We start from the raw sequence: 17,855 nt of genomic DNA, 5'->3' as shown, positions 1-17,855 counted from the left end.
CTGCCGTGTTGCCGGCAGGCCCCATCCTTTATATAGGAAGATATGTAAAAGAACTTGTAATCTGTATCGATTAAACGTCATCCTCACCCTGCAGGGCGTCAAATCCCTCTTCACCGGTGCGCACCTTGACGACGTTTTCCACATCGTAGACAAAAATCTTGCCGTCGCCGATGTGTCCGGTATAAAGAACCTTCTTAGCTGTCTCAATGACCGTCTCCACCAGCACCTTGCTGACCACCATTTCCAGCTTCACCTTTGGCAGCAGGGAAACCGTATTCATTTTAACGCCGCGGTAGAATTCCGTATGGCCCTTCTGTGTGCCGCAGCCGAGCACCTGCGTGACTGTCATGCCCATGACGCCGATCTCGTTCATCGCCGCTTTGACTTCTTCAAACCGCGCCTGGTTAAAGAGCATTTCCACCTTGGTCAGCCTCGCATCCGTGTGAGCGCCGCCCTCCGCGGAGGATGCCTTTGGGTAGTGCTCCACCGGAACCGCACGTTCCACGGAAGCCAACGTACCGCCGGAGGTTTCGCCGGTCAGCACCTGCGGCGCTACCGGCATAAAGTCCGCATAAGAGCTGGCAATACCGTGCTCGGTGACGTCGAGGCCGCGCAGCTCCTCTTCTTCACTGGCGCGCAGGCCGATGGTATGCTTGATCACCTGGAACACGACGGTCATTACCGCGGCAACCCATGCGATGACGCAAACCACGCCCAGCGCCTGTGTGCCAAGGAATGCGAAACCGCCGCCGTAAGCCAGCCCGGACATTTCGCCAAAGGTATCGTTGATGGGATAGTACGCAAAGATGCCGGTCAGGAGCGTGCCCGTCGCGCCGCAGAGGCCGTGAACGCCGACTGCGCCGACCGGATCATCCACCTTCAGGACCTTGTCGATGAATTCAATACCAAAAACCACGACAAACGCCGCGATCAGGCCGATAAAGAACGCGCCCACCGGGGTAACTACATCGCAGCCCGCGGTAATGGCGACCAAGCCTGCTAAACTGCCGTTCAGAGTCATGGAAATATCGGGCTTTTTATAGCGAATCCAGGTGATGATCATAACCGTCAGCGTTGCTGTAGCGGCCGCGAGGTTGGTCGTCATGAAGATTCGGCCCGCCATTTCCACCGCGCCGTCGCTGTCCATTGCAACTGTGGAGCAGCCGTTGAAGCCAAACCAGCAGAACCAGAGGATAAAGACGCCCAGCGCGCCAAGGGTCAGGCTGTGACCCAGAATGGCCTTCGACTTGCCGTCCTTGCCGTATTTGCCAATACGGGGACCGAGGATGGATGCGCCGACAAGCGCCGCCACACCGCCGACCATATGAACCGCTGTGGAGCCCGCAAAATCATGGAAGCCCATATTCGCCAGCCAACCGCCGCCCCAGATCCAGTGACCGGAAATTGGATAAACCACTGCGCTGATAACCGCACTGTAGATACAATAAGAAATAAATTTGGTGCGCTCCGCCATAGCGCCGGAAACTATGGTCGCCGCTGTGGCGCAGAACACCGTCTGGAAAATCACAAACGCCCAGAGCGGTACGCCGTTCGGCAGGACCGCGGCGTAATCGCCCCGGATCAGCGGATCAACTGTGCCGAATACCAAACTGCTGCCGCCGAACATCAGGCCGAAGCCGAGCAGCCAGTAAATCGGCGTACCGATGCAAAAATCCATCAGGTTTTTCATAATGATATTACCTGCGTTCTTCGCCCGCGTAAAACCTGTCTCCACCATGGCGAAGCCCGCCTGCATAAAGAATACCAATGCCGCGCCTACCAATACCCAAATGGTATTAACCGCAGAGAATTGCATATGTCATGCCCCCTAAATCAAAATAGGCGCGTATTCCTGCAAAGAGCCGGCAGGCCCTCTGGCAAGAATACACGCCTTTGCATATCCTTCGTATCTCCCTATATATTCTATTTTCATCCTTATCCAAAAGGACAGGTTTACTGGAATAACCAATTACCGCACACTGAACAGAAGGTCGCCATAAGTGGGATACGGCCAGTACTTTTCTCCGACATAGCCTTCGATTTCATCCGCGATGGCACGGGTTTTCTCCATCTGCATCAAAACCGGATTGCGATAATACCGGGCCGCCGCTTCCACATCGCCACTCTCGTCGGCGCCCGCCACAACGGACTCCAGCTGTTCCATCTCTTTATACAGGCTCGCCGAAAGCCCGGAAAGCTTTTTCAAGAGGGTTTCTTCCAATTCACAGCTGATTTCCGCACAGAGCTGCTTTTTATTGATCGCTTCCTTGCTGACGTCCTTCATATAGGAGCACGCCGCTGGAAGAATATCCTTCTTAATCATATCGATCATCGTCAACGCTTCAATGTGAATCTGCTTACAGTAGTTTTCCAGCTGAATTTCACAGCGGGAGCGAATTTCTGTTCCGGTGAGGACGCCGTGCTTCTCAAACATGGCAATATTTTCGCCGTGCGTATAATACGGTAAGGCGTCGGCGGTGGATTTCAGATTCAGCAGGCCGCGCTGTTCCGCTTCCGCCACCCATTCGTCAGAATAGTTGTTGCCGTTAAACACGATGCGCTTGTGGTCGCGGTAGGCATGGCGGATAATGTGGTTCAGTTCCCTGTTAAAGTCCTCCGCCTTTTCCAGTTTCTCCGCGTATTTGCTGAGAGTATCCGCCATGATGGTATTCAACATCATGTTCGGGCAGGCAATGGAAACGGTGGACCCCAGCATACGGAACTCAAACTTGTTGCCGGTAAAGGCAAACGGAGAGGTGCGGTTGCGGTCCGTCGCATCCTTTGGGAAATGCGGCAGGACATCCACGCCGATGTTCATTTCCGCCTGGTCCTTCTGATCGTAATCGCTCTTATGCTCAATGGATTCCAGAATCCCGGTCAGCTCGTCGCCCAGGAAAATTGAAATGATGGCGGGCGGCGCTTCGTTCGCCCCCAAGCGATGATCGTTGCCCGCGCTTGCGACGGAGAGGCGGAGCAGGTCCTGGTGTTCGTCGACCGCTTCGATGATCGCCACCAGGAACAGCAGGAACTGCGCATTCTCGCGCGGAGAATCGCCGGGCTCCAACAGGTTGACGCCGGTATCGGTCGAAATACTCCAGTTGTTGTGCTTGCCGCTGCCGTTTACCCCTGCAAAGGGCTTTTCATGCAGCAGACAGGTCAGGCCGTGCCGGGAGGCCACCTTCTTCATGATCTCCATGGTCAGCTGGTTGTCGTCCGTGGCGACGTTGCCGGTGGTGAAGATCGGAGCCAGCTCATGCTGGGCCGGGGCCACCTCGTTGTGTTTGGTTTTCGCCAGGATGCCGAGTTTCCAGAGCTCCTCATCCAGGTCCTTCATATAGGCGGAAACGCGCGGCTTGATTACACCAAAATAATGGTCCTCCAGCTCCTGCCCCTTCGGCGGCTTCGCACCAAACAGGGTCCGTCCCGTGTAAACCAGATCCTTGCGCTGTTTATACATCGCTTCATCAATCAGAAAATACTCCTGCTCCGGTCCTACAGTCGTGTTGACCCGGCCTGCAGCGGTGCCAAAGAGCTTTAAAATACGCATCGCCTGCTTATTGAGCGCGTCCATCGAGCGTAAAAGCGGCGTTTTCTTATCCAGCGCTTCGCCGCCATAGGAACAGAACGCAGTTGGGATGCAGAGCGTTCCATCTTTGATAAAGGCATCGGAAGTGGGGTCCCACGCGGTGTAGCCTCTGGCTTCAAATGTCGCGCGAAGACCGCCGGAAGGGAAGCTGGAAGCGTCCGGTTCGCCCTTGATGAGCTCCTTTCCGGAGAATTCCATAACCACCCTGCCGTTTTCCACCGGGCAGATAAAGCTGTCGTGCTTTTCGGCGGTAATGCCGGTCATCGGCTGAAACCAGTGTGTAAAATGGGTCGCGCCCTTTTCCAGCGCCCACTCCTTCATGGCGTTGGCCACCACGTTGGCCACCTGCGGCTCCAGGGGTTTTCCCTGTTCCCGCGTTTTCCGCAACGCTTTATAGGTGTCCTTGGGCAAACGTTCCTTCATGACTGTCTCATTAAAAACCATACTGCCAAAGAGTTCCGGTACACGCACACTGCTCATAAAGATGTCACTCCCTACATAAATTTTGATCTTCCTTCCCGGTTTTCCGCGCCCCAGCGAACTGCGTTACAAAGTATATGTACCCAGGCGCATACCCGGAAAAAATAGAAAAAGGCGCCGCGGGGCTAATCCCCACAGCGCCTTTGCTGCTATGCGCCTATTATACACGGCGTGCTGCTCCCTGTCAATCTAAAAAAGAAAGTTTGCAAGTTTGCACAACAGTCCCTGCACAGTTTTCTTTTAATTTGTGTTTTTTATAAAAACGCCGCTTTTTATGCAAGTATAGTTTTTAAAATTGCAAATTTACGCTTGACAATGCCCCAAAAAGCCTTTATGATAGTCCTGTCTTCTAAAAGAATGCAAGCAAAGAAGGCGTGCGATTCAAATGAACGGGGATGACTGTATCCCAGGAGGTTAGAGAAGATATGCAAAAAGAGGGACAAATTCGGATTCCTTCGGGCTGTGCCATTTCGGGCATCTTTTCGCGCAGCGGCAAAAAGATGAATGGGGAAGCGATCATCCGATCCATATCCACCATGCACGACCGGAGCAACGGCCTGGGCGGCGGTTTTGCCGCTTACGGCATCTATCCGCAGAACAAGGAGCTTTACGCATTCCATGTGTTTTATGACAGTACCGCCGCAAAAGAAGCCTGTGAAAAATTGATTATGGCCAACTTCGATGTAACTGTCGCAGAGCGGATTCCCACCCGCAAAATGCCGCAGATCACCGATGAGCCGATCATCTGGCGCTACTTTGGCCTGCCCTTTGAAAAGCTGCTGAAGGACACCCAGCTGGACGAAAAAGAATTCGTCGCGCGCTGTGTGGTGAAGATCAACACGCAGATCAAGGGAGCGTATGTCTTCTCCAGCGGTAAAAATATGGGCGTCTTTAAAGCTGTCGGCTTTCCGGAGGACGTGGGACGTTATTACTGCCTGGACCGTTACGAGGGATATTGCTGGACGGCCCACGGCCGCTATCCGACCAACACCCCCGGCTGGTGGGGCGGCGCGCATCCGTTTGCCATGCTAGATTATTCCATTGTACATAATGGAGAGATTTCCAGCTACGACGCAAACCGCCGTTTCATCGAGATGTTCGGTTATAAATGCACCCTCCTGACGGATACCGAAGTCATTACCTATATCATCGACTACCTCAACCGCAAGCAGCATATGAGCTTTGCGGAGGTTGCGGAGGTCATCGCCGCCCCCTTCTGGAATGAAATTGACCGCATGCCGGAAGAGCAGAGAAAACACTACGCCTATCTGCGCAATATGTTTGCCAGCCTGCTCATCACAGGGCCGTTTTCGATCCTGCTGGGCTACACCGGCGGCATGATGGCGCTCAATGACCGGCTGAAGCTGCGTTCCATGGTCGTCGCGGAGCGCGGCAACATGGCCTATGTGGCAAGCGAGGAATGCGCCATCCGCGCGGTGGAGCCGAACCCCACCTGCATCTGGGCGCCGCGCGGCGGCGAGCCGGTCATCATCACATTAAACGAGGGGGTGGAAGTATGACGCCGATGGATTATCTGTACCCGGAATATGAGGTGGTACGCGACGCAACGCGCTGCATCGCCTGCCGCGTCTGTGAACGCCAGTGTGCCAATGAAGTACACAGCTACGACCCGGAGCTGAATATCATGAAAAGCGACAGCGCCAAGTGCGTCAACTGCCACCGCTGCGTCTGTATGTGTCCCACGCACGCGCTGAAAATTATCAAAACGGACGATACCTTTAAAAAGAACGCCAACTGGACCAACGCCGCCATCGGCGAAGTCTATCGCCAGGCCAGCACCGGCGGCATACTGCTTTCCTCCATGGGAAACCCGCAGTCATACCCGGTGTACTGGGATAAAATTCTGATCAACGCCTCACAGGTCACCAACCCGTCCATCGACCCGCTGCGTGAACCGATGGAGACGCGCACCTTTCTGGGCAAACGCCCGGACGCCATTGACCGCGACAAGGACGGCGTAATCGACCCGTCCAACATGCCGCCCCATCTGGAGCTCTCCGTGCCGATCCTGTTCTCCGCAATGAGCTATGGATCCATCAGCTACAACGCACACGCGAGCCTGGCCCGCGCGGCGCGGGAACTGGGCACCTACTATAACACCGGCGAGGGCGGCCTGCACGAGGACTTTTACAAGTATGGTCCGAACACCATCGTACAGGTTGCTTCCGGCCGCTTCGGCGTGCACAAAAATTATCTGGAGGCTGGCGCGGCCATTGAGATCAAAATCGGGCAAGGCGCAAAGCCGGGCATCGGCGGCCATCTGCCGGGCTTTAAAATCGTGGGCGACATCTCCCGCACCCGCATGATTCCGGAGGGCAGCGACGCCATCTCCCCCGCCCCGCATCATGACATCTATTCCATTGAAGACCTCCGCCAGCTGGTTTACTCTTTAAAAGAGGCCACCGCGTACAAAAAGCCGATTATCGTGAAAATTGCGGCGGTGCACAACGTGGCGGCAATCGCCAGCGGCATTGCACGCAGCGGCGCGGACATCATCGCCATCGACGGTTACCGCGGCGGCACCGGCGCGGCGCCCACCCGCATCCGCGACAACGTTGGCATCCCAATCGAGCTGGCGCTCGCGGCGGTCGACGAACGACTGCGCCAGGAAAAGATCCGCAACAACGTCTCCCTGGTGGTGGGCGGCAGTATTCGCAACTCGGCGGATATTATCAAGGCCATCGCACTCGGCGCGGACGCCGTCTACATCGCCACTTCCGCCCTGCTGGCACTGGGCTGCCACCTGTGCAGAAGCTGTCAGACCGGAAAATGCAACTGGGGAATTGCGACACAGCGTCCTGACCTGGTCAAACGCCTTAATCCCGACACCGGTTCCCAGCGCCTCGTCAATCTGGTTTCCGCATGGCAGCATGAAATCATGGAGATGATGGGCGGTATGGGCATCAATTCCATTGAATCCCTCAAGGGGAATCGCCTGATGCTGCGCGGAATCGGCCTGCATCAAAAAGAGCTGGAAATCCTCGGCATCAAGCACGCCGGCGAATAAGCGGGAAAGGAGGCCCTCTATGAAGCAAATCCATACTAATAAAGAATGGCGCCTCGGCTGCCATCTGTGCGAATACAATTGTGCATTCGCGAATCCCGGCAACGATGGCGGGGTTAAGAAGCCAGTGGATGAAGCTGTATGATAGCAGACAGTGGCACGAAAGGATGAACAGAAATGTATATCAATGCGGAAGACCTGCATTTTCAAATATTAAACAATCAGATACGGGAATCCTCGGATCGTATCATTACGCTGGAGCACTGCATGGGGCAGCGCTATATCGGCAGCGGCATGAGCGGCAAAGAGATCACCATCAACGGCGTACCCGGCAATGCGCTGGGCGCTTATCTGGACGGCGGCAAAATCCTGGTCTGCGGCAACGCACAGGACGCCACCGGGGATACCATGAATGACGGCGAGATCATCGTCCGCGGCTCCTGCGGGGACGCCACCGGCTACGGTATGCGCGGCGGCAAAATTTATGTGCGCGGCAATGTGGGATACCGCGCCGGCATCCACATGAAAGCGTATCAGGACCAGCAGCCCGTTCTGGTTGTCGGCGGAGAAGCCGGAAGCTTCCTCGGTGAATACCAGGCCGGCGGTACAATCATCGTTCTGGGCCTCGGTTCCAACAAAAAGACGCCGGTGGGCAGCCTGTGCGGCACCGGTATGCACGGCGGAGCGATTTATCTGCGCTGTGACGAACTTCCGGAGGATCTGCCGGAGCAGGTGGCCGCCGCCCCCGCCAGCAAAGGCGATCTGGCGGCAATCGACGGTTATCTGAATGCATTCTGCGAGCACTTCGGTGTGGAAAAGCCGAAAATCCTTTCCAAAGGATTCCAGGTCCTTCGCCCCAATACGAGCAACCCATACAAGGCGCTTTATACCACTTATCTCTAACATCGCTTATAAGTTTCTTTTCTCTCATACTATCTTGATAAATGACCGAAAAGGAGGCCCATCCAGATACTGGATAGGCCTCCTTTTCGATTTTATCCATTTCCTTATGCAGTCACAGAACCCGCATTTGCCGCGCGCAGTCCCGCTGTAACCAGATTTGCATTGTGCTGCTCCAGCGTCGATGCAAAATAGGAGCTGCCCGCCGCCGAGTGGCAGAAATAATAATAGTTGGTAGACGCCGGATTCAGCGCCGCCTGAATAGCCGTCAGGCTCGGATTGCAGATCGGGCCGGGCATCAGGCCCTCAAAGTTGTAGGTATTATAGGTGCTGTGGAAATCCGGGAACTGAGAAGGCACATTACCTTTCGCCCGGTATGGATAGTACATGGTGGAATCCGCCTGCAGGCGGTACACATTTACACTGCTGCCGGATTTCAGGCGGTTGTGGAACACGGAAGAAACGTTCGTCATATCCGTTGCGGTACCTTCCCGCTGCACCAGGGACGCCAGAGTGAGCACCTGTTCTTTTGTCAGCCCCGCGCTGTTCTGCCAGTTAATCGTTGCCGTCTTTGTCTGGAAATTGCTGAGCATGGTCTTCAGTACGCTCTCCACATTCTGCCCCTTCCAGAAATTGTAGGTATCCGGATAGAGGTAACCTTCCAGCTTGTAATAACGGCTATCCGCATTGGGAATGGAAGAAATAAAGGGATAACTGTCAAACGCGTTGCTGTTTGCCGCATCGAAAACGGCTTTCATGGTACAAACGCCGCTGCGTTCCAGCGTCTGCGCCACCTCACGCAGGGTTGAACCCTCCGGGACGCGGACATCGACCGTCCCTTTCTCATCCCCTACCTTGACTGCCAGCATATTTTCCGTATTGGCATACCGCAGATAGATGGTTGCCAGACCCTCTTTTAATCCGCTGATCTCATACAGATAATTGCTGCCGGACTTCTTCACATATTTTCCAACAGCTACGTCCGGATTGGACGAAACCGCGTCCGGCGGCGTGCCGCGGTCCGGCGTGACAGTGACCGCCAGATAATACTTCTGCGCCGTTGTTTTCAGCTCACAACTCGCAGTATCCAGACGAATCACCGGGCTTGCCGCCGCAACGGAAACAGCTGCGTCTGCTGTCACCGGCGGCGTATAAACGGCCGCACCGCCCGCGCACAGCAGGCATAGCGCCAATGCCAATCCTCTTTTGAACCATATTTTCTGCAAAACAAACACTCCTTACCAAAAATTCCATTTCGTTCAGGTTCAGTATAGTGCAGCTCCTTTCTTTTTTCAACCGAAGGGGTGAAAACAAATTGTAAACTTTCCTGTTCCTACGAAAAAAGGGAGCCAATTGGCTCCCTTTTTTCTATTGCATTTTCGCGGGGTTCTCCTCATCCGGCAAATACTTTTTGCGTCCCATGGAGGCGGAAACACAGCCGAACAGGATATTCGCATAATATGTGACAAGCCGCCATAGCATAATAGCGGGAATGATCGTCGGCCCGAAGAACATGCCGAAAAACAGGTAAAAACTGCCTTCCGCCCCACCGGAGGAACCCGGCAGCGGAATAAAGGCGGAAACCATCGTCACAAAGGTCTGTGCCGCCAGCATGGTGAGGACGGTCGCCTCCGGATTTCCTGTCAAGCCAAAGCTGCGGAAAATGAAGTAGGGAATCAAACCCGCCAGGGTAATTTGCACCACGGTAAAAAAGCCCGCCTGTAAATAGACCTTCGGAGAGGTTCCCATCGTCCGGGCACTGTCGTGAAACATCTTCAATTGACTATGCCATTTTTTATACTTTGCAACCGGATGCTTGCAGAAGCGGAACCGGTAAAGTGTACGCATAACAAAACGCAAAAAGCGGTTGGTCGCCTTTTCGCTCAGCATAAACAGCGTAACCGCCAGAATAAACGTCCCGTTGGTAACCAGGCCAATAATCGTGACAAACGAAAAATTGCTGACATTCCGCTGAAAATACCCCAGACGCAGCACCACCATAATCATCGCATAGACCACCATAATCGCCTGATAGGTCAGCGTTTTCATCGCCACAATGGAGCCGGCTTTACCGGTATCCATGCCCATCTTGTTCATAGAGTACATCTGCATCGGCTGGCCACCCGTGGCAAACGGCGTCAACGCGCTGTACAGCAGGCCGACCATCGCCACATGAAGGGACTGCCCGTATCGCCAATTTGGGTACAGGTGCTTGCAAAAGACGTTGAGCACATAGGTTTCCAGCACCCAGCCGCCCGCCATGGCGCCGAGTACCACCAAAAGCCACTCCAAGCGGATACTGGATGCGATATGTCCCAGCGCGGTAATTCCATCGGTGGTAAACAAAAAGTACAGCAGAACGCCAGCGGATATAACAATCGTAATAATAACAAACAGATTCTTTTTTAAAACTTCCAGTATTTTACGCCCCATATCGGTTCCTCAAATTTCTGCACTCCGCACAAGTATGCGGATATTTTCTTTCTTCCTTTATTTTTCAACTGTTTTCTTATTTTATAACAGTTCTTCAAAATATACAAGCGAAATTTGCGTATCGAAAGGGCACCGGGTCCTTGCCCTCTGCATACTATGAAGATGGGATAAGCTCCATATCATTCCAAATTGGAATGCGCTAAAATCATTTGAAAGGAGAGTCACTATGGCCAACAATATGAATGGGCAGATGTGTGATCTTGCCCAACCGACTCCTCTGCCGGCTGTAACCGTGCCTGCAATGGCTTACGTGCCTTTTCAGCAGTTCAGCACCATTTACACGCCGGAACAGGGCCTGGACAACGGCACCATATTCCCGGAATTGAACAAACCGTTTTATGGAAGGAGAGGTGAGCCCAGATGAACGAACAGGAAATGCTGATGCGTAAAATTTCCTCCCTGCGTTTCTCCATGTGGGAATTGCACCTTTTCCTGGATTCCCATCCGAACAACTGTGACGCCGCGAGAAAACTGGACGAAGCCCGCAAAAAAGCGGACGAACTGACCGCACAATATGAAGCAGCATACGGCCCTCTTCACGAGACCAGCTCCAACACAAGCCGCTGGGCCTGGATCACCGGCCCGTGGCCGTGGGAAACCGGAATGGAGGATGATAACTAATGTGGGTTTACGAAAAAAGGCTGCAATACCCAATTAAAATTAAAAATCCGAACGCCGCACTTGCTAAAATCATCATCTCGCAGTACGGTGGACCGCATGGCGGTTCGTGATGTATGTTCCGTTCTTTTTCGTAAAGACTAAGCGCGGAGGTGATACGAACATGCAGAAATACAGCGATCTTTACAGCCTGCTGGAAAGCGACGGCGAAGCGCGCCAATATTTTGAAACCCTGCCGGCCTACGTACAGGAAACCATCAGCGAACGCGCGGACGGTGTAAACTCCTTTGAAAGCCTGTGCAATTATGTGGACAAGCTGACGCGTGGTGACAACTGACTTTCAGCTTTTAATAAGATGGCTCCGGCTGGAATTTTCCTCCGGGGCCATTCCTGTTTGTATATTTGTTCATTCGCATGAAACGCATGCTCCGCAACATACTATAAAGGGAATACCCATCACAAAAAGAAAGGATGATTCCATGAGCCAGCATTACCCATTCACCCTGGAGCCTCTTCCCTACGCATACGATGCGTTGGAACCGCAGATCGACGCGGAAACGCTCCATTTTCATCACGATAAACATTTACAGACGTACGTGGATAACTTAAACAAAACGCTGGAAAAGTATCCGGATTATCACGATTGGAGCCTGGAAAAGCTGATTTCTCAAGGAGACTCCCTGCCGGAGGCCATCCGTACGCCCGTGCGTAACAACGCCGGCGGCGTGTACAATCATCAGTTGTATTTTCGCTGTATGGGCCCGGAAAAAGATACGCGCCCCTCGCAGAGACTCCTGGAAGAAATCAACCGTTATTTTGGTTCCTTCGAGGATTGGAAAGAAAAAATGAAAAATGCAGCAGTCACGCAGTTTGGCTCCGGCTGGGCCTGGCTGGTCGTCGACCCGGAAGGGCGCATGCACGTCGTAAAAACGCCGAACCAGGATACGCCTCTTCCCAACTTCATGCGTCCCCTGCTGCTTGTGGATGTATGGGAGCATGCTTACTATCTGCAATACCAAAATCGCAGGCCTGAATATGTGGACAGATGGTTTTCTGTGATCAATTGGAAACAGGTAGAAGAAAATTTTGAAAAAAGTTTCGGCTGTTAAAAGCACCGTTTCCTGCTAAAACTAGAAGCGGGGTGATGGTAATATGGGACAATATGCCGACCTGTACCAACTGCTGTCCAAAGACTATGAAGCATGCCAATACTATTCCCTGCTTCCGTACGATGTCAAGCAGACACTCGGATATAAAGCGGACAGCATTTCTTCCATTGACGATCTGCATGCCTTCGCCGTCAGCTTTCAGACAGAAGAAGACATGTGACGCTTTGATGCAACAGGAGGGATGTCAAATGGCCAACAGCTTGGATGACCTTTTCGAGGAAGCACCCGATGTACAGTTGTACTTTTGCTCGCTTCCCCCCGCTATGCAGGATGCAATCAGCATGCGGTCTGAAGAAATCCGTTCCGTCAACGATCTGGAGCAATATGTAGAACTGCTTATGAACTAGAAATAGGAACTGTCGCGTGATTTGCGGCAGTTCCTATTTCTCTTTCCATAAGGCGTCTTCCTTTAATTGGCATAAAACCGGCTTTAAATGTTCCGCCATTTTTTGATTGATTTTCACCCTATCCCCTTCACAGGTTGTCTCTTCTCTCGTTTCCATCCTGTAACAATAGACGCCTTGAGACGAAGGCTCCCTGAGAAAAGAGTACGAAGCAAGCTTTGTTGTCTTTTCTCCTCTGTCTATAAAAACCGTTGCAGTAAATCCTTTTTGCCCCATAAGCATCCCTCCTGGAAAAGCGTATTCTTTTTACGGATTGTCCTATGCAGAATTTTACATATTCCCTCAAATGTTTGATTAAACATGATAACGAGGAGGGATAGCCATGAAAACTGCTGCAGCCTATATTCGCGTCTCCACGGATGGACAGTTGGAATACAGCCCGGACAGCCAGCTGAAAATCATTCAGGATTACGCGCAGCGAAACGGATTTTCCCTTCCGGAGCAATATATTTTTCGAGAGGAAGAGGGAATCAGCGGAAAAAAAGCGGAAAAACGTCCGGCTTTTATGCAGATGATCGGTATTGCCAAACAGAAACCAAAACCATTCGACTGTATCATCCTTTGGAAATTCAGCCGGTTTGCACGTAATCGCCGGGACAGCATTGTATACAAATCCATGCTCCGTAAACAACTGGGAATCGACGTCGTTTCTGTCACAGAGCAGCTGGGTGATGACAAGCTCTCCATGCTCATGGAAGCGATCATTGAAGCCATGGACGAATACTACAGCATCAATTTAGCGGAGGAAGTAAAGCGTGGCATGCAGGAAAAAGTCAGCAGGGGAGAACCGGTGACGCCTCCCGCGTTCGGATACATGATCCGGGAAAAAGCCTATCTGCCAGACCCGGAAACAGCCCCTGTTGTGCAGTCTATTTTCCACCGTTTTAATGGCGGCGCATCCTTCCGGGAAATCGCGCAGTACCTAAATGCATTGGGCATTCGCACCACTAAGGGGAATTTGTGGGAAAGCCGTGCAATTCGTTACATTCTTCACAATCCGGTCTACGCAGGTAAAATTCAATGGCACACGGACGGTACCGCCGGACGCGGATCGGATATGCCCGCCTTGCTCACAGACGGACGCCATGAGGCTCTGATTTCTCCTGAAATATGGACGCAGGTGCAGAACCGTCTCCATCAATTTCAGACTAAGCAATGGAAGCGCACCAAAACGACAGAACCGACGATACTATCCGGCCTTGTACGTTGTTCCAACTGCGGAGCACGTTTGGTAAAATCTTCGCACAGCTCCTTTCAATGTCGAGCATATGCTCACGGTATCTGCAATGTATCTCACTGTATATCCATACAGAAGTTAGAGAGCATGGTTCTCGCTGTATGCTGTACAGATCTGTACACCTGCTCAATTTCACTGAATCTGTCAGACCGCTCAAAAGATCAGAAATTTCTTCAGGTTCAGCTTGAAAGAGAACAACAGAGACTGGACCGGCTGCGATGCGCATATGAGTCCGGTGTTGAAACACTGGAAGAGTATCAAGAAGAAAAGCAACGATTAAGCAGTCAAATTGCCCTGCTCCAGGAAAAGTGCTATCTGTCTCTTTCTTTTCATAGCGAAGAAACCTACACACTGCCGTCACTTCTATTAAACCCTGATATTTCGCCATTGGGTAAAAATCGTTTATTAGGCGCCTTCATAAAATACATCGTGTTTGACTCTAAAAACCAGCACTTGGAAATACACTATCAGGCCTGATTTCCTCTCCCCTTGCTATGCGGAGGACCGCATGGCGAGCTGGGTGCATCTCTTCGTTACCTCAGCCAGCGTTACACCATGCCTTATCCGGAATTGAAAGCAATTCTGACCGATATCGGTACAGAGGAATTAGCACATAGAGGTTATCAGTGATATAGCTCTACTTGAGGCCCTTTGGGTAGTATAATTATTAAGTTACACTACACCAAGAAAGGGCTGATTTTATGAAAAAACTATGTGTCATGGCGGCTGTGCTGATACTGCTGCTCACGGGTTGCGCGAGCCCGCAGCACGGGGAAAGCTCGAGCGCGCCGCCGCCCGGCTCCTCCACCCCGGCTCCGTCCGTGGAGGAAAGCGCGTCCCCCTCTCAAACGCCGTCTGAATATCTGACAGAGGGCGAACTGTACGACGGCCTCGTGGAAAAATGGCCAGAAATCGAGGTCAAGCTCTCGGCGCAGGGAGAACGCCGGTCAATGACCGTCTTTGTCCTCGCCTCCCTTGATGGGAAAAGCGCCGATGAGCTCTCCGGCAGCTTTATTGAGGCGGCGGCCGGAATGGCCGATGTTGTGTTCTCGTCTGATGAAATGGGCTCCCCTCCCTCCGGCGATAGCAACTCCTGCGGCTTCTCCCTGATAGTTGACGATGAGAGCGTCGCCACGCTGCTTGTGACAAAAAAGGACGGGGAGCTCAATTCCATGCTGTCGGTTCTGCGGAGCAAAAGCGAAATCTACGAGGACGCTCTCGAGGCTGCGTATCAAGAAAATACTCTTTTCTCATGGATTGATATGAGCGCGGGATAATCCCCTCTCGCTCAAGAGATATGTTTACATATCTCTGTTCTGTACTCTACTGTTATGTAGTGTAGTGTAATGTGCGTCTTTTCGTGTGCGGTTATCCGCCGAAAGGCGTTATAACGTCGGTTTGCGGCGGCGGTAACTTCCTGTGTGCGAGGTTTCTGCCGTCGTAAACTGATTTTTCAAAGCGTGGGGCCCGCGCTTTTCTGCTCGATTTTTGATGTTTTTGCCTCGTTTTAATCCGGCCCGCAAAAGGCCGGAAATCTCCGCAAATGGATTGAAAAATAATTTTCTGAAACGACTTGCTTTTATGTATCATATATGATACTATTATGGTGACGGAGGGATAAAGAGATGGAATGGGACGTAATATATTACGAGAAAGAGAGCGGCGAGGTGCCGGTGGAGGAGTTTATATCCACCCTGTCGCCGAAACAACGCGCAAAGGCTTTATGGGAGGTTCGCCTCCTCGCAGAGCACGGGACCGGCTTGCGCGAGCCGTATGCAAAAAGCATTCAGGGAGAAAAATACAAGGGGTTGTTTGAGCTCCGGGTCCAGCAAGGCAACGACATATCCCGGATATTCTACTTCCTGCCGGTCGGAAATACGTTCGTGTTGCTGCATGGCTTTGTGAAAAAGACAAACAAAACCCCGCCGCGTGAGCTCGATACGGCGCTCCGCTATATGCAGGATTATTTAAGGAGGTGCGATAGCAAATGAGAAATTGGAAAGATGTCGAGGCCAAGTTTCTGAAAGACCCAGAAACAAAAGCCGAGTTTGAGGCCCTCCGGCCACAGTATGAGGTTATCTCGCAAATCATAAAGGCCCGCAGCGAACAGGGCCTAACGCAAGAGGAGCTTGCGGCGCGGACCGGGCTGCAACGCAGCAATATAAGCCGCCTCGAAAGCGGCAGCTACAACCCCTCCATTGAACTTCTCGCGCGTGTTGCAAAAGGGCTTGGAATGGAGCTACATGTTGAGTTTCGGGCCCCGCAGAGCACTCGGTAAAGAATGGCGCAGGTTATAGGGCCTGCGCCTCTTTTTTCGTCGCAATGACGATAAACGAAACATTTTTCAAAAATATTTTGGTAAAATACTTGACATTGCCCCTTTGCGGGGCTATAATGAGGGTACAAAAAGCAAGCGGGCCTTGAAAAGTAGCAATATTTTTTTAATCTGAAATGCTCCATTTCGAGGCATTGCAAAATGTTTTAGTCCCAATTAGAGGCGAGGAGGCTTGGGAATGAAAAGCGAGACGAGATACATTGTTACCGATGTTGTGAGCGTTCCAGTGTGCCGCATGGGCGGTAAAGGTGAAGCGTACCGGTACGCAACCGGGGCCGGGTGGGGCGTGGTTGATTGGTACGGAGAGGTTACAGAAAAAGACTATATGGGAAACTCCGTTACTCGTATGGTCCCCGTGAACCGTGATAGGAGCGACAAGACGCAGAAAATGTTCTGTGACGAGGACACAAGCGCGGTTCTTTATCCGAAATATGGCGTCGAGTTTGTTATCTCCTCCCTTGAAGAAATAAACCTAAAGGAGGCCCCGAAACAGGCCGCGACGGACGCAATCGTGATAAGCACCTGCGCCGGGTTCGATTTTTGGGAGAATGAGCGCGGGGCCGTGAAAATCTTTGTGACGTATGATGAAAACGGCCTGATTGACAACTACCGCCTCGATGGCTGGAACGGAAAGCCAGAGGACGGGGAAACCGAGATAGCGTTCGAGGATTTGCAGAGCGATGAAGAATATTGGTCGATTGCCCGCGCCGATATACCCGGAACATTAGAGTTTGCGCGCAAGGCCGAGGCCGCCGCCGAGCCCGCCGTGGAGCCGGAGGAGAAAAAGGAGGGAGAAATGAAAGAATACAAAGGAATGTACCAGAGAAATCTTGAGCTAAATATTGCGGCTGGCGCGCCGTCGCTATTCATCAACTGGCTTAACATGAGCGAACGCGAGGCAATGAGCGGCGGGGCTGATAGGTGTACCGAGCTCCTCCTCGCGGCCGGGTATCGGCCGGACGGCTCCGTGGTCCGTGAGGACCTCCGCGAGAAGTATGAGAACGGCGTCCGTGGTGAGGACGGACGATTTATCCGGGCTCCACAAGAGGCTTGGAAGAAAGGAGGTGCCGAGGTATGCTGAACCCTAAAAGCCTGCTGCCCGGAGAGGAGCAGCACGAATACTACAAGGACCGCGTGACGCGAAAGCGTCGTTGCCAGTACGATTACCGGGCCTCTGATGGAGAGCTTTTCTCCTGCGTGCGGCTGTCCCTCGATGATTGCCGCCGGGCTCGTGATGAATGGTTGACCGCCTCCGGGCGGGCGTGAGGAGGTTCCGTTATGTTGCCAAAGTATGTTTCTGAAATGATAGAATGCCGCCGGATTGCTCCGGCCTCAATCGACGAGCAGGCTGAAAATATGGAGGATTACGGCTACACATTCCGGCTCTATCGCCTGAACAATCACCAATGGCCGAAAACTCTCGAGGAGGAGGCCGCCCGGCTCTGCGCGTGGGCGAGGCGTGGATACGCAGAGGCCCGCGTTATTCGCCCGGTTTGGTTTTCCGAAAAGGAGCACAGAAAGCCGCATTACCGCAGGGATTATGTTCTCGTCGTGATTACGGACCCGGTGGCGCTGTGGTTGGAAAAAGCTATGAAAGGGGCTGCGTAA

At 52.7% G+C, this 17,855-nt stretch carries 22 protein-coding genes and 2 pseudogenes; 19 read left to right on the top strand and 5 right to left on the bottom strand.

Translation table 11 applies throughout. From position 1 onward, the window contains the following. Positions 1-70: 70 nt before the first annotated feature. Positions 71-1,816: an ammonium transporter gene (locus I4V53_RS09325; RefSeq protein WP_195985422.1), complete on the bottom strand. Its 1,746-nt coding sequence runs from the start codon at positions 1,814-1,816 to the stop codon at positions 71-73. A gap of 153 nt (positions 1,817-1,969) precedes the next feature. Then, positions 1,970-4,066, bottom strand: a complete 2,097-nt coding sequence (locus I4V53_RS09320; RefSeq protein ID WP_195985421.1) for a glutamine synthetase III family protein — start codon at positions 4,064-4,066, stop codon at positions 1,970-1,972. A 425-nt stretch (positions 4,067-4,491) separates the two neighbouring features. Between I4V53_RS09320 and I4V53_RS09315 the strand changes: the two genes are divergently transcribed. From I4V53_RS09315 to I4V53_RS09305, 4 genes are read left to right on the top strand one after another with little or no spacing between them, the layout of a single operon-like run. After that, positions 4,492-5,586, top strand: a complete 1,095-nt coding sequence (locus tag I4V53_RS09315) for a class II glutamine amidotransferase (RefSeq protein WP_195985420.1) — start codon at positions 4,492-4,494, stop codon at positions 5,584-5,586. Continuing rightward, positions 5,583-7,094, top strand: a complete 1,512-nt coding sequence (locus I4V53_RS09310; protein WP_195985419.1) for a glutamate synthase-related protein — start codon at positions 5,583-5,585, stop codon at positions 7,092-7,094. Before I4V53_RS09315 ends, I4V53_RS09310 begins: the two co-directional genes overlap by 4 nt. Positions 7,095-7,113: 19 nt before the next feature. Next, positions 7,114-7,236 (top strand): hypothetical protein, encoded by a 123-nt coding sequence (locus I4V53_RS14020; protein ID WP_286167096.1) that lies wholly within the window; start codon positions 7,114-7,116, stop codon positions 7,234-7,236. Positions 7,237-7,268: 32 nt separating this feature from the next. After that, positions 7,269-7,994: a GltB/FmdC/FwdC-like GXGXG domain-containing protein gene (locus tag I4V53_RS09305; protein ID WP_195985418.1), complete on the top strand. Its 726-nt coding sequence runs from the start codon at positions 7,269-7,271 to the stop codon at positions 7,992-7,994. A 104-nt stretch (positions 7,995-8,098) separates the two neighbouring features. On the opposite strand, the gene mltG is transcribed toward I4V53_RS09305, so the two are convergent. Both mltG and I4V53_RS09295 read right to left on the bottom strand, forming a co-directional pair. After that, the gene (gene mltG / locus I4V53_RS09300; protein WP_195985417.1) at positions 8,099-9,217 is read right to left on the bottom strand and encodes an endolytic transglycosylase MltG; all 1,119 of its coding nucleotides are present in this window, start codon (positions 9,215-9,217) and stop codon (positions 8,099-8,101) included. 142 nt (positions 9,218-9,359) lie between these two features. Further along, entirely contained in the window at positions 9,360-10,424 is a 1,065-nt protein-coding gene (locus I4V53_RS09295) for a lysylphosphatidylglycerol synthase transmembrane domain-containing protein (RefSeq protein ID WP_195985416.1), read from the bottom strand. A gap of 226 nt (positions 10,425-10,650) precedes the next feature. Here I4V53_RS09295 and I4V53_RS09290 point away from each other — a divergent pair, with 226 nt between their 5' ends. The 7 genes and pseudogenes from I4V53_RS09290 to I4V53_RS09260 all read left to right on the top strand — a co-directional run bounded on the left by I4V53_RS09290 (position 10,651) and on the right by I4V53_RS09260 (position 12,618). After that, positions 10,651-10,848, top strand: coding sequence for a spore coat associated protein CotJA (locus tag I4V53_RS09290; protein ID WP_286167095.1), 198 nt, complete (start codon positions 10,651-10,653; stop codon positions 10,846-10,848). After that, positions 10,845-11,105, top strand: coding sequence for a spore coat protein CotJB (locus I4V53_RS09285; RefSeq protein WP_050698717.1), 261 nt, complete (start codon positions 10,845-10,847; stop codon positions 11,103-11,105). Before I4V53_RS09290 ends, I4V53_RS09285 begins: the two co-directional genes overlap by 4 nt. Beyond that, a pseudogene (locus I4V53_RS09280) lies at positions 11,105-11,206 on the top strand (manganese catalase family protein); the annotation flags it as partial. The gene I4V53_RS09285 and the pseudogene I4V53_RS09280, both read left to right, overlap by 1 nt. Before the next feature lie 59 nt (positions 11,207-11,265). Continuing rightward, positions 11,266-11,439 (top strand): hypothetical protein, encoded by a 174-nt coding sequence (locus tag I4V53_RS09275; protein ID WP_195891836.1) that lies wholly within the window; start codon positions 11,266-11,268, stop codon positions 11,437-11,439. Between the two features lie 142 nt (positions 11,440-11,581). Continuing rightward, positions 11,582-12,211, top strand: a complete 630-nt coding sequence (locus I4V53_RS09270) for a superoxide dismutase (RefSeq protein ID WP_195985414.1) — start codon at positions 11,582-11,584, stop codon at positions 12,209-12,211. A 43-nt stretch (positions 12,212-12,254) separates the two neighbouring features. Continuing rightward, a complete protein-coding gene (locus tag I4V53_RS09265; RefSeq protein ID WP_195985413.1) occupies positions 12,255-12,431 on the top strand; it encodes a hypothetical protein in 177 nt (58 codons plus the stop codon). Between the two features lie 28 nt (positions 12,432-12,459). After that, positions 12,460-12,618 carry a hypothetical protein gene (locus I4V53_RS09260; protein WP_195985412.1) on the top strand — a complete coding sequence of 53 codons (159 nt, stop codon included), beginning with the start codon at positions 12,460-12,462 and terminating at the stop codon, positions 12,616-12,618. Between the two features lie 33 nt (positions 12,619-12,651). Here I4V53_RS09260 and I4V53_RS09255 read toward each other — a convergent pair whose 3' ends face one another. Beyond that, complete coding sequence (locus I4V53_RS09255; RefSeq protein WP_195985411.1) at positions 12,652-12,891, bottom strand: hypothetical protein; 240 nt, start codon at positions 12,889-12,891, stop codon at positions 12,652-12,654. A gap of 106 nt (positions 12,892-12,997) precedes the next feature. On the opposite strand from I4V53_RS09255, the gene I4V53_RS09250 reads away from it, so the two are divergent. From I4V53_RS09250 to I4V53_RS09215, 8 genes and pseudogenes are all read left to right on the top strand, one after another. Further along, positions 12,998-14,389, top strand: a complete 1,392-nt coding sequence (locus I4V53_RS09250; RefSeq protein ID WP_195985410.1) for a recombinase family protein — start codon at positions 12,998-13,000, stop codon at positions 14,387-14,389. A gap of 12 nt (positions 14,390-14,401) precedes the next feature. Then, a pseudogene (locus I4V53_RS09245) lies at positions 14,402-14,527 on the top strand (manganese catalase family protein); the annotation flags it as partial. A gap of 86 nt (positions 14,528-14,613) precedes the next feature. Continuing rightward, positions 14,614-15,189 carry a hypothetical protein gene (locus I4V53_RS09240; protein ID WP_195985409.1) on the top strand — a complete coding sequence of 192 codons (576 nt, stop codon included), beginning with the start codon at positions 14,614-14,616 and terminating at the stop codon, positions 15,187-15,189. Between the two features lie 348 nt (positions 15,190-15,537). Next, the gene (locus I4V53_RS09235) at positions 15,538-15,903 is read left to right on the top strand and encodes a type II toxin-antitoxin system RelE/ParE family toxin (RefSeq protein WP_195985408.1); all 366 of its coding nucleotides are present in this window, start codon (positions 15,538-15,540) and stop codon (positions 15,901-15,903) included. After that, on the top strand, positions 15,900-16,190 hold the full coding sequence (locus I4V53_RS09230) for a helix-turn-helix transcriptional regulator (RefSeq protein WP_195985407.1): 291 nt from the start codon (positions 15,900-15,902) through the stop codon (positions 16,188-16,190). The genes I4V53_RS09235 and I4V53_RS09230 overlap by 4 nt, the downstream gene beginning before the upstream one ends. A 235-nt stretch (positions 16,191-16,425) precedes the next feature. Further along, positions 16,426-17,328, top strand: a complete 903-nt coding sequence (locus I4V53_RS09225; protein WP_195985406.1) for a hypothetical protein — start codon at positions 16,426-16,428, stop codon at positions 17,326-17,328. Then, positions 17,322-17,513 carry a DUF3873 family protein gene (locus tag I4V53_RS09220; protein ID WP_195985405.1) on the top strand — a complete coding sequence of 64 codons (192 nt, stop codon included), beginning with the start codon at positions 17,322-17,324 and terminating at the stop codon, positions 17,511-17,513. The genes I4V53_RS09225 and I4V53_RS09220 overlap by 7 nt, the downstream gene beginning before the upstream one ends. Before the next feature lie 12 nt (positions 17,514-17,525). Next, positions 17,526-17,855 (top strand): hypothetical protein, encoded by a 330-nt coding sequence (locus tag I4V53_RS09215; RefSeq protein WP_195985404.1) that lies wholly within the window; start codon positions 17,526-17,528, stop codon positions 17,853-17,855.

Origin of the sequence: Clostridium sp. D33t1_170424_F3 (assembly GCF_015667585.1) — a bacterium.
GTDB lineage: Bacteria > Bacillota > Clostridia > Oscillospirales > Acutalibacteraceae > Anaeromassilibacillus.
Note: the sequence above shows the minus strand (reverse complement) of the source record. Positions and strands in the feature narration are given on the sequence as shown.